General features: G+C 66.6%; 15 protein-coding genes, 1 tRNA gene and 1 pseudogene. 6 read left to right on the forward strand and 11 right to left on the reverse strand.

Translation table 11 applies throughout. The features are described 5' to 3' along the window. Positions 1-326: pseudogene (locus tag VML93_RS25305) on the forward strand (NAD(P)-binding protein); the annotation flags it as partial. Between the two features lie 259 nt (positions 327-585). Here the strand turns inward: VML93_RS25305 and VML93_RS25310 are convergent. Beyond that, the gene (locus VML93_RS25310) at positions 586-2,070 is read right to left on the reverse strand and encodes a class I adenylate-forming enzyme family protein (protein ID WP_325615018.1); all 1,485 of its coding nucleotides are present in this window, start codon (positions 2,068-2,070) and stop codon (positions 586-588) included. A gap of 92 nt (positions 2,071-2,162) precedes the next feature. Between VML93_RS25310 and VML93_RS25315 the strand changes: the two genes are divergently transcribed. After that, positions 2,163-3,563 (forward strand): helix-turn-helix domain-containing protein, encoded by a 1,401-nt coding sequence (locus VML93_RS25315; RefSeq protein WP_325615019.1) that lies wholly within the window; start codon positions 2,163-2,165, stop codon positions 3,561-3,563. An 86-nt stretch (positions 3,564-3,649) separates the two neighbouring features. Here the strand turns inward: VML93_RS25315 and VML93_RS25320 are convergent. From VML93_RS25320 to VML93_RS25330, 3 genes are all read right to left on the reverse strand, one after another. Further along, a tRNA-Ser gene (locus tag VML93_RS25320) sits at positions 3,650-3,739 on the reverse strand. Between the two features lie 29 nt (positions 3,740-3,768). After that, on the reverse strand, positions 3,769-4,227 hold the full coding sequence (locus VML93_RS25325) for a nucleoside deaminase (protein ID WP_325615020.1): 459 nt from the start codon (positions 4,225-4,227) through the stop codon (positions 3,769-3,771). Between the two features lie 85 nt (positions 4,228-4,312). Continuing rightward, positions 4,313-4,834, reverse strand: coding sequence for a tRNA adenosine deaminase-associated protein (locus VML93_RS25330; protein ID WP_325615021.1), 522 nt, complete (start codon positions 4,832-4,834; stop codon positions 4,313-4,315). Between the two features lie 129 nt (positions 4,835-4,963). On the opposite strand from VML93_RS25330, the gene VML93_RS25335 reads away from it, so the two are divergent. Beyond that, positions 4,964-5,908 carry a prephenate dehydrogenase gene (locus tag VML93_RS25335; RefSeq protein WP_325615059.1) on the forward strand — a complete coding sequence of 315 codons (945 nt, stop codon included), beginning with the start codon at positions 4,964-4,966 and terminating at the stop codon, positions 5,906-5,908. Here VML93_RS25335 and VML93_RS25340 read toward each other — a convergent pair. From VML93_RS25340 to VML93_RS25360, 5 genes are read right to left on the reverse strand one after another with little or no spacing between them, the layout of a single operon-like run. Then, positions 5,871-6,470, reverse strand: a complete 600-nt coding sequence (locus VML93_RS25340) for a putative glycolipid-binding domain-containing protein (RefSeq protein ID WP_325615022.1) — start codon at positions 6,468-6,470, stop codon at positions 5,871-5,873. The two genes, VML93_RS25335 and VML93_RS25340, sit on opposite strands and share 38 nt — an antisense overlap. A 4-nt stretch (positions 6,471-6,474) precedes the next feature. Continuing rightward, complete coding sequence (locus VML93_RS25345) at positions 6,475-7,212, reverse strand: ABC transporter permease (protein ID WP_325615023.1); 738 nt, start codon at positions 7,210-7,212, stop codon at positions 6,475-6,477. Next, positions 7,209-7,886: an ABC transporter permease gene (locus VML93_RS25350; RefSeq protein WP_325615024.1), complete on the reverse strand. Its 678-nt coding sequence runs from the start codon at positions 7,884-7,886 to the stop codon at positions 7,209-7,211. The genes VML93_RS25345 and VML93_RS25350 overlap by 4 nt, the downstream gene beginning before the upstream one ends. Before the next feature lie 2 nt (positions 7,887-7,888). Beyond that, a complete protein-coding gene (locus VML93_RS25355; protein ID WP_325615025.1) occupies positions 7,889-8,998 on the reverse strand; it encodes an ABC transporter ATP-binding protein in 1,110 nt (369 codons plus the stop codon). An 8-nt stretch (positions 8,999-9,006) separates the two neighbouring features. Beyond that, a complete protein-coding gene (locus VML93_RS25360) occupies positions 9,007-9,954 on the reverse strand; it encodes an ABC transporter substrate-binding protein (protein ID WP_325615026.1) in 948 nt (315 codons plus the stop codon). A 114-nt stretch (positions 9,955-10,068) separates the two neighbouring features. Here VML93_RS25360 and VML93_RS25365 point away from each other — a divergent pair, with 114 nt between their 5' ends. Next, complete coding sequence (locus tag VML93_RS25365) at positions 10,069-10,473, forward strand: DUF1049 domain-containing protein (RefSeq protein ID WP_325615027.1); 405 nt, start codon at positions 10,069-10,071, stop codon at positions 10,471-10,473. On the opposite strand, the gene VML93_RS25370 is transcribed toward VML93_RS25365, so the two are convergent. Together VML93_RS25370 and VML93_RS25375 are read right to left on the reverse strand one after the other, a co-directional pair. Then, the gene (locus VML93_RS25370) at positions 10,429-11,475 is read right to left on the reverse strand and encodes a phosphotransferase family protein (protein ID WP_325615028.1); all 1,047 of its coding nucleotides are present in this window, start codon (positions 11,473-11,475) and stop codon (positions 10,429-10,431) included. The genes VML93_RS25365 and VML93_RS25370 overlap by 45 nt on opposite strands. Before the next feature lie 68 nt (positions 11,476-11,543). Then, entirely contained in the window at positions 11,544-12,152 is a 609-nt protein-coding gene (locus VML93_RS25375) for a histidine phosphatase family protein (protein ID WP_325615029.1), read from the reverse strand. 86 nt (positions 12,153-12,238) lie between these two features. Here VML93_RS25375 and VML93_RS25380 point away from each other — a divergent pair, with 86 nt between their 5' ends. Continuing rightward, the gene (locus VML93_RS25380; protein ID WP_325615030.1) at positions 12,239-13,285 is read left to right on the forward strand and encodes a phosphotransferase family protein; all 1,047 of its coding nucleotides are present in this window, start codon (positions 12,239-12,241) and stop codon (positions 13,283-13,285) included. 1 nt (position 13,286) lies between these two features. Further along, a complete protein-coding gene (locus VML93_RS25385) occupies positions 13,287-14,051 on the forward strand; it encodes an SDR family oxidoreductase (protein ID WP_325615031.1) in 765 nt (254 codons plus the stop codon). Positions 14,052-14,063: the final 12 nt, after the last annotated feature.

Here is a 14,063-nt window from a genome sequence, read left to right on the forward strand (position 1 = left end):
GGCCGAATGGCCTGGCAGCCGCCGTCGCGCTCGCCAAAGAGGGCGTGGACGTGACCGTGCTGGAAGCCGCGGACAAGGTCGGCGGCGGCGTCCGCTCGACCGACCTGACTCTGCCGGGGCTGATCCACGATGTGTGCTCGGCGATCCATCCCATGGCCGTCGGGTCGCCGTTCCTCAATGGGCTCGATCTCGAGCGCTACGGCCTGCGGTGGCTCTGGCCGCAGCTGGTCTTCGGTCCCCGCCCGACCGTCCACCCGTATCGACTCGGCGTTCCGGGCATGTACATCTGCTCGGCGGCCACCCCGCCAGGCCCGGGCGCGCACGGTATGTGCGGCGCCAACGCCGCCGCCGAGGCACTCACGTTTTTACGGCCCGAAATAGGCCTACCTCCGGCCGAGCGCGGTGTGCCGGACGTGGTACTCGATGTCGACCTGCTCGACGACGTCCCAAGCGGGAGCCACGGAGCCCGCGTCCTCCGGCAGCGAAAAGACCTGTAGGGCAGCTACGTGCATCGGGGTGTCCGACGTCTCGATGCGCAGAAAAGTCGAGTCGAGCAAGGGCACCCGGGATCGGGTGTCACTCATCTCAGGCCCTCTGCTTCGCCGGAGCGGAGATGCGGGGTGTGTTCCTGCGCAACGTCGGCTTGTCGACCTTGCCGACCGCGTTCGTGGGAAGCGCCTCAAGGATCGTGATGGCAACGGGCACCTTGATCTTGGTGAGGTGCTGCGCGCAGTGCTCGCGCAATGCCGCCTCGTCGGTTTTGGCGCCTGCATTGAGTTCGGCATAGGCGACGGGCACCTCGCCATACACGTCGTGCTGCGCGCCGACGACCGCAGCTGCCATCACATCCGGATGGGCCTGGAGGACAGTCTCGATCTCCTTGGGATAGATGTTCTCGCCGCCGCGGATGATCATGTCCTTGATCCGGTCGACGATCCGCAGATAGCCGTCCTCGTCGAGGATGCCGACATCGCCGGTGTGTAGCCAACCGTCACCGATCGTCGCCGCCGTAGCTTCGTCGTTGTTGAGGTAACCCACCATCACGTTGGGACCCTGGATGACGACCTCACCGCGCTCGCCGGCCGGCACGAGGCTGCCGTCGGGAGCCATGATCGCCACCGTCTGGCCGGGTAGCGCGATGCCGACCGTGCCGGGCTTGCGCAGCCCGATCGCCGGGTTGCACGTCGCAGCGCAGGTGCACTCCGACAACCCGTAACCCTCGACCATTGGGAATCCGAGAGTGCGCTCGACCGCGTCGAGCAGGTCCGCGGGGGCGGGCGCGGCGCCGCAGATGCCCAGTCGGATCGATGAGGTGTCCTTCGAGACTCCGGCCTGCACCGCCGCCAACAAGTGCGAGTAGATGGTCGGCACCGCCGAAAAATACGTCGCTCGGAGTTCTTCGATCGCCGCGAGGAAATTGACGGGGTGGAACCGGGCCTGGATGCTCACCTGGGCACCGACCGACATGGGTGTCAACACGCTGACGACAATCGCGTTCACGTGGAACAGCGGCAGCACGAGCAAGCAGTGGTCCACGGCGTCGATGGCGACCTGCTGCCCCATCATCGTGATCATCGCGTCCAGGTTGGCGTGGCTGAGCATCACCCCCTTGGGTTTGCCGGTCGATCCACTGGTGTAAATCAGCAACGCCAGGTCTCCCGGAGCGGTCTCGACGGGCGCCAGCTCGCCGGTAGGCGTCATGCGCATGTCCGAGACCGGAAGCGTCGCGGTGTCGTCGGGCACTTGGCTCGACTCGTCAACGATGACAAGCGCCGCGCCTGAGTCGCTGATCTGATGGGCCGCCTCGGTAGCGGTGAACACCGGGTTCATCGGAGTGGCGGCAGCGCCCAGCCGCCAGGCGGCGAACATCGCGACGAGCAGCTCGATCCGGTTAGAGAGCATGGTCGCCACCACCGATCCGCGGCGCACCCCCAGTTTGGCGAATTGTTCGGCTGCTGCATCCACCCGCTCGGCGAACTGCGCGTAACTCAGCGCTTGACGCTCGTCGCGCACGCACGGACGCTCGTCGTATATTGCCGGCCGCACCCAGGGCAGATAGTCCAGTGTCATCGCTTTGTCCTTCCTCGGACTGGTATGACACGACGCTAGGCTGACCGTGATGGGTGACACCATGTCCTGACGGGCCAAACCCAATAACGGGGATGGTTTCACTGGGCCAAACCATTGGTTGCCCTGGGTGGAACGAACGGGAGGCGGCCAAGCCGTTGGTCCGCAGTGGACAAGACTCCACTAGTCGAATCGATGTCGATGTCGACGCGGCGGTCCGTGTCCGCGTGGTTGAGGTCGCCGCGCTGATGGCCGATTCCATTGCCGAGCTGACCCAGAGCATGCAAGCCCATCAGGCCGCGGAGATCCCTGAGCTGCATGGCGACCCGTTGATCATCGACCTGCTCACCGCCAGCAACGAGAACAATCTGCAGACGATCATGCGCATCCTCCGGTACGACATGTCGCTTAGCGAAGCCACCGCCCCACCCGCCGCGGTCGAATACGCTCGCCGCCTCGCCCAGCGCGGGATCTCCGTCAACGCGCTCAACCGGGCCTACCGGCTGGGGCAGAAGATCGCCCTTGCCTGGACCGTCGAGCGGGTCTATGAAGCGGAACCGGATCCGCTGATCGCTTACCGCACCTCTCGGGTGTTTCTCGATGTCTCGTTCGAGTACGTCGACATCGTCTCCGAACAGGTCACCCACGAATACGAGGCCGAGCGGGCACGCTGGCATGCCAACCAAAACTCGGTGCGGTTCGCCACAATCGCCGAAATCCTGGCCGGCGAACCGCTGGACGTGCCGACGGCCGAAGCGATCCTTGGCTACCGGCTGCGCCAGCATCACCTTGGCGTGGTTTTATGGCGCTCCCGAGATCGCTCAGCTGCCGAGCTTCGAGACCTCGAGCGGTTCCTGGCTAAGTTGGCGAGTGCGCTTGGCTCCGCGTCGCAGCCACTCTTCGTGCCCCAAGACAAGTTGTCAGCCTGGGGCTGGATCTCCCTAGGCCGCAAGGCGGCCCCGCTCGCCGCCGGTGAACTCCAGAAGGTGCCTGACCTCGACGCTGCCGGCGTGTATATGGCATTGGGCGACTGTGGCGCAGGTGTTACGGGGTTCCGGACCACGCACATCGAGGCCCGCAGCGCATATGAACTGGCCCTTCTCGCGCAGGATGCGGCACCGCCGATCACCTCGTTCGCCGAGCCCGGTGTGCGTGCGGCCAGCCTCCTCGCTGGCGACTTGGACGCGACGCGGCGACTGGTCCGTACTGCTCTTGGGGCGCTGGCCGTCGATACCGAGCCGACCGCCCGTCTGCGTGAGACCTTGGCGACATTCCTTGGCGTGCAGGGCAGCTACGCGGCGACCGCAGAGCTGATGCACCTGCACAAGAACACGGTGAAATACCGCATTGCAAAGGCGGTCGAAGCACGCGGGCGACCCTTAGACGACGATCGCCTCAACCTCGAGCTCGCGCTGACCGCCTGTAAGTGGCTGCGCGACAGCGTGCTTCCCCAACCCAGTCCTGAACGAGCGGGGACGGTCAACACCACGAACTGATTGCTTTTTCGCTTTGAGGGCGGGCACGACCCATGACCAGGCGACATGAAAATGCCCTCTGAGCTGCATTAGCATTCAGAAGGATTTGGCGGTGGCGGAGGGATTTGAACCCTCGGACGGTGTTAGCCGTCACACGCTTTCGAGGCGTGCTCCTTAGGCCGCTCGGACACGCCACCGCTGAGCAGCTTACCGAACCGGCCCCCGGTCACCCCAATCGCTGGCGGGCGAAGAAGGCCTCCAGCGGCGCGGCACACTCCTGCGCCAGCACCCCGCCCCGCACGGCCGGGCGGTGGTTGAGCCGCCGGTCGCGGACCACGTCCCACAGCGATCCGACCGCTCCGGTCTTCGGCTCCCAGGCGCCGAACACCAGCCGCTCGACGCGGGCCAGCACCAGTGCGCCCGCGCACATCGTGCAGGGTTCGACGGTGACCGCCAGCGTGGTCCCCTGCAGCCGCCACCCCTCACCCAGCACTCCGGCCGCGGCCCGCATCGCCAGGATCTCCGCATGCGCGGTCGGATCCCCAAGGGCCTCACGGGCATTCACCGCGCGGGCGAGTTCGGTTCCGTCGGCGCCGAAAACCACCGCACCGATGGGCACGTCGCGGGGGCCTGCCGTCGCGGCAACCGCCAGCGCGGCACGGATCAGGTCTTCGTCAGCGATCACCGACCGGGTCTGATGGCGGCGACCCGCTGCGCCCGGCTCCGTCACTTGTGGCGACCCGCTGCGCCCAGCTCCGCCGCGCTTGCGATCACCGACCGAGACGGTCGATCACCGCCGACAGCTGGTCGGCGAAGCCCATCTCCCGGGCGATGCGGCCCAGTTGCTCGTCGGCGTACAGGTCGGTCTCGTCGAGAATGACGCCGAGCACCGACTCGGACAGCCCGATGTCGGACAGCAACCCCAGGTCGCCTTCCTCGAACGGATCGGCGTCTTCGAGATCCTCGGGATCGATGTCGGCGTCCAGGTTGTCCAGCACTTCGGCGGCGATGTCGTAATCCAGCGCGGCAGTGGCGTCCGAGAGCAGCAGCCGGGTACCCGACGGTGCCGGGCGCAGGATGACGAAGAACTCGTCGTCGACATCGAGGAGCCCAAAGACGGCGCCCGCACTGCGCAATTCGCGCAACTCGGTCTCGGCGGCCGACAGACTCGTCAACGACTTGGCCGCCATCGCAGAACAGCGCCATTGGCCCTCTTCACGCACGACAGCAACGCCGAAACCGTCCGGCGTGTCTGCCGACGGGCCCTGCGCCGAGGCCCGTTGTGCTCCCATGGGCGCCTACGCTAGTCGCTGACCAGGCCTGTGACCAGACGAGTGCAGGCGAGCACCCCGAGCAACCCACACCTGCAACCACCACCGGCACCGAACTGTGCCAACCTTGTGACTGTGGTGAAGCCACCGGTGTGCGTGCTCGGGCTTGGGTTGATCGGCGGTTCGATACTGCGGGCGACGGCAGCAGCCGGCCGTGAAGTCTTCGGCTACAACCGATCAGTGGAGGGCACCCACGGTGCGCGCTCCGACGGCTACGACGCCACGACCGAACTCGGCGAAGCGCTTGGCCGCGCGGCCGACACCGAGGCGTTGATCGTGCTGGCCGTCCCGATGCCGGCGGTGTCGAGCATGCTCGCCCACATCCGCGAGGCGGCCCCCAACTGTCCGCTGACCGATGTCACCAGCGTCAAGAGCGCGGTGCTCGACGAGGTCGCCGCGGCGGGGCTGCAGGAACGCTTCGTCGGTGGGCATCCGATGACGGGCACCGCGCACTCGGGGTGGGTGTCCGGTCACGGCGGGCTGTTCACCAGGGCTCCGTGGGTGGTCAGCGTGGACGATCATGTCGACCCCACAGTGTGGTCGATGGTCATGACGCTGGCGCTGGACTGCGGGGCTGTGGTGGTACCGGCCAGATCCGACGAGCACGACGCGGCAGCGGCCGCCATCTCGCATCTACCGCACCTGCTCGCCGAGGCGCTGGCCGTCACCGCCGCCGAGGTTCCGCTGGCCTTCGCGCTGGCCGCGGGATCTTTCCGCGACGCGACCCGGGTGGCAGGCACCGCCCCGGACCTGGTGCGCGCGATGTGCGAAGGCAACTCCGCCCAACTGTTGGTGTCTGCCGACCGGTGCATCGACCTGCTGGGCCGCGCCCGCGACTCACTGGCCGCCCAAAGCTCGGTCCAGGAACTCGTCGAAGCCGGCCACGCCGCGCGAACGCGCTACGACAGCTTCCCGCGCTTCGACATCATCGCCATCATCATCGGCGCGGAGAAGTGGCGCGAGGAACTCGCCGCCGCCGGCCGAGCGGGCGGGGTGATCAGATCCGCTCTGCCAAGCCTGGATAGTCCACAATGAACCCGTCGGCATCGACGCGCACCGTGGTGTCGGCGACCGGCGAACGCAACTTGATCCCGTCCAGGCGACCCTCGCTGGTGTAGCTCACGGTCGCCGCGCTGACAGACATCTCGGGCACGTTCACATAGACCATCGGCAAGACGATCGAGCCCGCCTCTTCGTGTAGGCCCAGTCGCCGGATCGGCAGCGCATTGAAGAACGGACTGAACACCACGTCGACGTCGAGGGCGCCGTTATATCCCGCCCGTCTCTGCCCCTGGTGGTCGGTGATCAACCACATGTTCTCCTCGTCGCGGGCAATGGCAAGCTGACGTTCCCGCTCGGCGAGGGTGACGGTAAGCCCGAATCGCTTGGTGGCGCCGCGATCGTCGGTCTGCACTTCGTAGAAGGCGCCGAACGCGGGGTTGGTTTCGGTGGCCGCGGCGACGATGCGGCCGTTGGCCCTGATTCGCTTGCCCGACAACTGCACTCGTACCGATTCCATGCGCGAAACGTCTTGTGCACGCCAGGTCAACATCGCCGGCCATACGCGCGGAGTCGAATCAGAAGAGGGTGCGTTCACTCGTCTACCGTAGAGCGTGTCCACCGACGGCGGCAGGTTTGTGTCCAACTCGCAGGCCCTCCCGGCGACCGAACATTTTGCCTAGCCGGCCGGTGCCCGGCACCGACAGCCACACCGCCAACGCCAGCAGGCCGTCGAGGATCAGCGCCAACGCGGCCACCATCAGCGCACCGACCAGCGCCAGGTGGAACTGGCGCACCTTGATCCCGTCGATCAAGTAGCCGCCCAGCCCACCGAGACTGGCATAGGCGGCCACCGTCGCCGTCGCGACCACCTGCAGGGTCGCGCTACGCAGCCCGCCCAAAATGAGCGGCATCGCGATAGGCAGCTCGACCCGCAGCAGCACCCGGGTCTCCGTCATGCCCATGGCGCGGGCGGCGTCGACCACCGTGCGGTCGACATTGGCGATGCCCGCGTAGGTGCCGGCCAGCAAGGACGGAACACCCAGCAGCATCAGGGCAACCAGCGGCGGCCCCAGGCCCAGCCCGAACAGCAGCACCCCCAGCAACAACACGCCCAGCGTCGGCAGTGCACGCAACCCGTTCACGGCGCCGACCACCAGCAGCTTCCCGCGACCGGTGTGCCCGATGAGCAGCCCGATCGGAACGGCGATCAGCGCCGACGCCCCTACCGCGATCGCGGTGTATTCCAGGTGCTCGGCGATCCGCGCCGCCAGCCCGACCGGACCGGTCCAGTTGTCGGCGGTCAACAGGTAGGACACCGCTTTCCCGACGAAGTTCATCGCGCGCCACCCACAATCGATCCCACCGCCGAGCGCCGCCGCGAGTGCCGTTCCCACGGCGTGGCCACTCGGCCCGCCACGTCGATCAGCATGTCGATCGCGATCGCGAGCACGAACAGCGCGATGATGCCGGCGACGATCTGATCGCTCTTGTTGGTCTGGTAGCCCTCGGTGAACCAGGTGCCCAGGCCGCCGATGCCGATCACCGAACCCACCGAGACCATCGCGATATTGGTCACCACAACCACCCGCAACCCGGCGACCAGTACCGGGATCGACAGCGGCAGCTCGACTTTCAGCATCCGCGCGATTGGCCCGTAGCCGACGGCGGTGGCCGCGTCACGCACCTGTGCCGGCACCGCGTCCAGCGCCTCGAGCACCGCCCGCACCAGCAGCGCGGTGGTGTACGCGGTCAGCGCGACCATGACGTTGGCCTCGTCGAGGATGCGGGTTCCGATGATCATCGGCAGGACCACGAACAATGCCAGTGACGGGATGGTGAACACCACGCTCGCGGTTGCCGTCGTGAGCCGTCGGGGAATCGGCGCCCGCTGCACCAGCAGACCCAGCGGCACCGCGATGGCCAGCCCGATCAGCACCGGCACCAACGCGAGCCGCAGGTGGATCACGGTCAGCGTCCAGGCGTCGTCGAGGTGGTTGAGCAGATAGTGCATGTTCAGGGCCCTTCGGGCCGGCGTCGGGCTTCGGCCTCGGCCAGCACATCGGCGGCCCAGACACCGCCGACCGCCTTGCCCGCGTTGTCGACGACGACACCGACCGACGACGGCGAAGACAGCGCCGCATCCAGCGCCTGGCTGAGATTTCCGCCCAGCCGGAACACCGAACCGACGCCGCTCATGCTGTCGACCAGCGACACGCCAGCGCGATGCCGGCGCACGCCGTCGGCGTCGATCCAGCCCAACGGCGCGCCTTCGGCGTCGACCACGACCGCCCAGCCGTCGGTCGGCTGCGCGGCGCCGTCGGCGAGTCGGTCCGCAGAGATCCGCTCGATGTCGTGCAGCGGCAACCCGGCCGCGTCGATGAGCTGCAGCCACCGGTAGCCGCGGCCCAGGCCGATGAACCTCGCCACGAAGTCGTTGGCCGGCCGGGACAGCAGCCGCGCGGGTTCGTCGTACTGCTGCAGCACTCCGCCTCGCCCGAACACCGCGACTCGGTCGGCGAGTATCAGCGCCTCGTCGATGTCGTGCGTGACGAAAACGATGGTCTTGTGCAATTCGCTTTGTAAGCGCAGTATTTCGCGCTGCAGCTCGTGACGGACCACCGGGTCGACGGCGGAAAACGGCTCGTCCATCAACAAGATCGGCGGATCGGCGGCCAGAGCGCGCGCCACCCCGATGCGTTGTTGCTCGCCGCCGGAAAGCTGTGCGGGATAGCGGGTGGCCAGATTGCCGTCCAGCCCTACCCGTTCGAGCACCTCGTAGGCCGCCTTGCGGGCGGCTTTGCGGGACTGGCCCTTCAGCACCGGCACCGTCGCGACGTTGTCGATCACCCGTTGGTGCGGCATCAGCCCCGCGTGCTGAATGACGTACCCCATTCCGAGGCGCAGCTTCACCGGGTCGACGGCGGATACGTCTTTGCCGTCGACGGTGATCGTGCCGCTGGTCGGCTCGATCATCCGGTTGATCATCCGCAGCGCCGTGGTCTTTCCGCTGCCGGAGGAGCCGACGAAAACCGTCAGCTTGCCGTTAGGAACTTCCAGGTTCAGATCGTCGACGGCGGTGGTCCCGTCGGCGAATACCTTGCTGACTTTCTCGAAAATGATCAACTGTCAGCCTATTTCCCGAGCGAATGATCGAAGCCGTTGTCGTGTACCCATTTTCGTGCAGCTTGGTCGGGATCCACGCCGGAGTTGCCCGCCACCGCGGCGTTGAGCCCAGCCAGGCCGGCGGTGGTCAGCTTGGCCGACACCGCGTCCAGCACATCCTTGAGACGGTCCGACTTCTTCTGCGAATTCACCAGCGGCACAATGTTGCCGGCCAGGAAGTTGTGCTCCGGATCCTCGAGCGCCACCAGGTGGTTCTGCGGGATAGCCGCTGACGTGCTGAAGATATTAGCGGCGGTCACCCTGCCCTCCACCAGCGCGCGCACGGTCACCGCGCCGCCGCCGTCGTTGATGGCGACGAAGTTGCCCGGGGCGATGTCGAGTCCGTACTTCTGCCGCAGCCCGGGTAGCCCGGCCGGCCGGGTCTGGAAAGCCGACGGCGCCCCGAATTTCACGTCCGCCGAGTGCGCCGCCAAGTCGGCGATCGTTTTCAGGTTCCACGCGGCGGCCGTCCCACTGGTGACGGTGACCGTGTCGGTGTCAGAGGCCGGCGACGGCGTCAGGATCGACAAGTCGCCGGGCAGCCGCTTGTAGAGCTCTAATTCGACCGCGTCGAGCATGGTCGCGGTGGAGTCGGGGGCAAAGTACAGCAGCAGGTTCCCGATGTATTCCGGCACCAGATCGATGGAATGATCTTTGAGCGCCGGGATATACGTCTCGCGACTGCCGATCCCCATCCGCCGCCCGACCTCGAAGCCGTTGGCCTGCAAGGCCTGTGCATAGATTTCGGCGACGACCTCGGATTCCGGGAAGTCGCCGGACCCGACCACGATGGATTTCATGCTGCGGGTCTCCGGCCCGAGCGGATCGGCGTTGCTGCATGCCGAAACCAGGCACAGGGTCGCCAGCCAGACTGCGAGGGGGAAAGCCGCGCCCAGCGCGCGCCGCGGCATTTTCATACGGTTGACAGTAATGTCAAATACGACGAGCCGCCGCCATGCGCGGTTCATGCGTTGCCATGTTTCCCGCGTGGTTTGGTTTCTTTCTGTGCCAGATGGGACAAAGATGAACTCATGAGCAGTGATACACCTGCCGCGTCAGAGCAGCCCCATGCGAAGGCCCCACACACGCCGGCCGCAACCCCGGCCCACGGCGCGGATCCGGGAGCCAAGCTGACCCGTGCCGGTGCCCTGTGGACATCGTTGATCCTCGGTTTCCTGGTCCTGATCCTGTTGCTGGTCTTCGTCACCCAGAACATCGAATCCGCCGATTTCCAGTTCTTGGGCTGGAAGTGGAGCCTGCCGAAAGGGGTGGCCATGCTGCTGGCGGCCATTGGTGGCGGGCTGATCACGGTGACCGTGGGCACCGCACGGATCCTGCAGTTGCGTCGAGTCGCCAAGAAGAGCCACGCGGTGGCCATCCAGGCCCGATCGCTAGCCGAGCAGCTTGGCGAGCTCGGCCAGACCTCGGGAGATTAACGGAGCCACGACTTCGGGCACCGAGTCGGACGTTTCACCGCGCGCCTGCTCCGACATGCGCCGGCGGAAATCTATGCCGGCGGCGATGATGGCCAGCTTGAAGTAGGCCAACGCCATATAAAACTCCCAATGCGCCAGCGACAGCCCGGAGACCAGCGAGTAACGATCCGCCAGCTCGTCGGCCGAGGGCAGCAGCGGCGACGTCCAGGCCGCTTGCGCACTGAGGATCAGGTCCAGCGCGGGATCGCGGTAGACACACATCAGGGCCGCGTCGCTGATCGGATCCCCCAGCGTCGAGAGCTCCCAGTCCACGACGGCGAGCACCCGGGTCGGGTCGTCGGCGTCCAGGATGGTGTTGTCGATCCGGTAGTCACCGTGCACGATCGAGGTGCGGCTCTGCTGCGGAATTGATTGCTGCAGACCGGAATGCAGCCGCTCGACGTCGGCGTCACGGTAGTCGTCAGGCAACCGCACCAGCTCCCACTGCGAACCCCATCGGCGCACCTGGCGCTCAAGATAGCCGCTGGGTTTGCCGAAATCGCTCAGCCCGACGGCATTCGGGTCGACGTTGTGCAGGTCGACGAGGACCCGGATCAGCGCGTCGACGCAGCCGTCGATGGCGCGCCGGCCGAGCGCCTCTAGCTGACTACGTCGGCGCACCACTTGTCCGGCAACGAATTCGACGATCTGGAACGGCGCGCCCAGCACCGAGTCGTCCTCGCACAACGCGATCGTGCGTGCCACCGGCACGGGTGTGTCCTGCAACGCGGCAACGACCTTGTACTCACGGGCCATGTCATGCGCCGACGGCGTCAGCCCGTGCAACGGCGGACGCCGCACCAGCCAGCTGGTCTTGTCGTCGTAGACCCGAAACGTCAGGTTGGAGCGGCCACCGGAGATGAACTTGCCCTGCAATTCGCCGTCGCGCTCGACGCCGAGCGAACGCAGATACCGGTCCAGCGCCGCCAGGTCGAGCCCGTCGAGTCGGTCAGCCGAAGTCACCTGACTTGTTTACCACCGCTGGATTGTTCGGCTCCTCCTCAGGCCGCTGCACGGCCCGCATCGTCGCCTCACCACCGCTGGTTTCTCGGCAGCAGATCCCACACGTGCTCGGTGCCGTTGACGCTGGCCACCGTCGCCTGACCGGTCCGGGAGTACAACAGCCGGGTGACCGACGCGTAGTCGATGGGAAACGACAGCACGCGGGCCGTCCCCAGAATTTCGTGCAGCAACACATTGATCACCCCGCCGTGGCTGAACGCCGCAACCGTGTCATCGGGCCCGGCTTTGGTGACGACGTCGTCGAGCGCCGCGCGCACCCGGGTCCGGAACGCGTCCTCGTCGACCGCACTGGGCAGCTGCCCCTGGGCCATGCGCGCCCACTCCTGCGGGTTTTCCTGGCGGATCTGCTCGATGGGGATGTACATCGGCAGGTCGCGGTCGTACTCGGCGAACCGGTCGTCGATCTCGACCGGTAGCTCACGCGCTGCGGCCACCGGTTGCGCCGTCTGGATGGCGCGGCGCTGCGGGCTGCTCACCACCCGCGAGATGGGGAACCTGGCAAGCGCCTCGGGCAGGCGCGCGACCTGCGCGAACCCGTCCTCCGACAGGTCCGGATCGGAGCCCTCACCGTGTTCGCTGCGCAGCGGCAGCGCGTGCCGGACCAGAAGCAGTTGCATGGGCCCAGCCTCGCACGGGAGATTTCGGGGGTTCCCAAGCCCGCGGAGAATGCTATTCTCTGCACAGAGAGCGGGGTGTGCAGGCAATGGTGACTGCGAGCGGAACTCAACTGAATGCCGGCGTCCTCGGTCGTTGGCTGGACGCGAACAACGCACCGGGCGGCGGTGAGCACCCGGTGCTGGGCCAGTTGAGCGGCGGCTCGCAGAACACCCTGTATCTGATCGAGCGCGGGCCCGAACGCATGGTGTTGCGGATGCCCGGCCCACGGGCCGATGCCGCCCGCATCGACGGTCTGCTGCGGGAGATCCGGCTGGTGCGCGCGCTGTCGGGAACCGATGTGCCGCATGCGGAGCTGATCGCGGCCGACGAAACCGGCACGGTGCTCGGCATGCCGTTCTACGTGATGCGCGCGATCGACGGATGGAGCCCGATGGACGGCGGCTGGCAACCGCCATTCGACACCGACCTACAGGCCCGGCGCGGCCTGGCCTTTCAACTGGTCGACGGGGCCGCCAAGCTGGGCCGGGTGGACTGGCGCGGTCAAGGACTCGACGGCTTCGGCCGTCCGGACGGATTCCACGAACGACAGGTCGATCGCTGGCTCAAGTTTCTCGACGCTTATAAGGTGCGCGAGCTACCCGGTTTGGACGAGGCCGCCGACTGGCTGCGCCGCAACCGGCCCGCGCATTACACCCCGGGCATCATGCACGGCGACTATCAGTTCGCCAACGTGATGTTCGCCCACGGCGAGCCGGCCCGTCTGGCCGCGATCGTGGACTGGGAAATGACCACAGTCGGTGATCCGCTGCTCGACGTCGCCTGGGCGCTGCTGGGCTACGACGATGAAAACCCCCGCGAAGACGGCTTTTATCTGGACATGCGCGGCATGCCGACGCGCAGCGAACTGCTGGCCCACTACGAGACCGTCAGCGGGCTCTCCACCGAGAACATCGACTACTACCTGGTGCTGGCCAACTGGAAACTCGGCATCGTGCTGGAGAAGACGTATGCGGCCGGTGTTCGGACAGGGAAGGTCGACGAGAAGATCAAGGATGCTTTCGGGGCGATGATCCCGCAGCTCATCGCGACCGCGGCCGGCCTGGCCCGGTCTTTGCCCGGTAAGGAGGACTGAAATGGGTTTTGCCGACCGGATTTTCGACCTCACCGGCCACGTGGTGCTGATCACCGGCGGCAGTCGTGGGTTGGGACGTGCAATGGCCTTCGGTGCCGCCCGCTGCGGCGCCGACGTGGTGATCGCCAGCCGCAACATGGACAACTGCGTGTCCGCCGCCAGGGACATCGAGGCCGAGACCGGCCGCTCCGCGATGCCTTACCAAGTCCACGTGGGACGCTGGGATCAGCTCGACGGCTTGGTTGACGCGGCCTATGACCGGTTCGGCAAGATCGACACGTTGATCAACAACGCGGGCATGTCGCCGGTGTACGACAAACTGACCGACGTCACCGAGAAGATGTTCGACGCGGTGATCAACCTGAATCTCAAGGGCCCCTTCCGGTTAGCGGCCCTAGTCGGCGAGCGGATGGTGGCGGCCGGGCGCGGGTCGATCATCAATGTGAGCTCCACCGGCTCGCTGCGTCCGGACGGCAGCATCATTCCGTATGCGGCCGCCAAGGCCGGACTCAACGCCATGACCGAAGGGCTGGCGCGGGCGCTGGGCCCCACCGTGCGGGTGAACACATTGATGGCCGGGCCGTTCTTGACCGACATCAGCAAGGCGTGGGGCCTGGAGCAAGACCAAATCAACAGGTTCGGCCATCTTTCGCTGCAGCGTGCCGGCCAGCCACCCGAAATCATCGGCGGCGCATTGTTTCTGGCTTCCGACGCAGCTAGCTTCACCACTGGTTCGATCTTGCGCGTCGACGGCGGCATCCCCTAGAAGTCAGGAGTA

The organism is Mycobacterium sp., from assembly GCF_035499775.1.
GTDB lineage: Bacteria > Actinomycetota > Actinomycetes > Mycobacteriales > Mycobacteriaceae > Mycobacterium.

Excerpts from the sequence above, each read along its gene's own strand:
- VML93_RS25310 (WP_325615018.1), bottom strand. The coding sequence starts at position 2,070 with ATGACACTGGACTATCTGCCCTGGGTGCGGCCGGCAATATACGACGAG.
- VML93_RS25315 (WP_325615019.1), top strand. The coding sequence starts at position 2,163 with ATGGTTTCACTGGGCCAAACCATTGGTTGCCCTGGGTGGAACGAACGG.
- VML93_RS25330 (WP_325615021.1), bottom strand. The coding sequence starts at position 4,834 with ATGGGAGCACAACGGGCCTCGGCGCAGGGCCCGTCGGCAGACACGCCG.
- VML93_RS25345 (WP_325615023.1), bottom strand. The coding sequence starts at position 7,212 with ATGAACTTCGTCGGGAAAGCGGTGTCCTACCTGTTGACCGCCGACAAC.
- VML93_RS25350 (WP_325615024.1), bottom strand. The coding sequence starts at position 7,886 with ATGCACTATCTGCTCAACCACCTCGACGACGCCTGGACGCTGACCGTG.
- VML93_RS25360 (WP_325615026.1), bottom strand. The coding sequence starts at position 9,954 with ATGAAAATGCCGCGGCGCGCGCTGGGCGCGGCTTTCCCCCTCGCAGTC.
- VML93_RS25365 (WP_325615027.1), top strand. The coding sequence starts at position 10,069 with ATGAGCAGTGATACACCTGCCGCGTCAGAGCAGCCCCATGCGAAGGCC.
- VML93_RS25375 (WP_325615029.1), bottom strand. The coding sequence starts at position 12,152 with ATGCAACTGCTTCTGGTCCGGCACGCGCTGCCGCTGCGCAGCGAACAC.
- VML93_RS25380 (WP_325615030.1), top strand. The coding sequence starts at position 12,239 with ATGGTGACTGCGAGCGGAACTCAACTGAATGCCGGCGTCCTCGGTCGT.
- VML93_RS25385 (WP_325615031.1), top strand. The coding sequence starts at position 13,287 with ATGGGTTTTGCCGACCGGATTTTCGACCTCACCGGCCACGTGGTGCTG.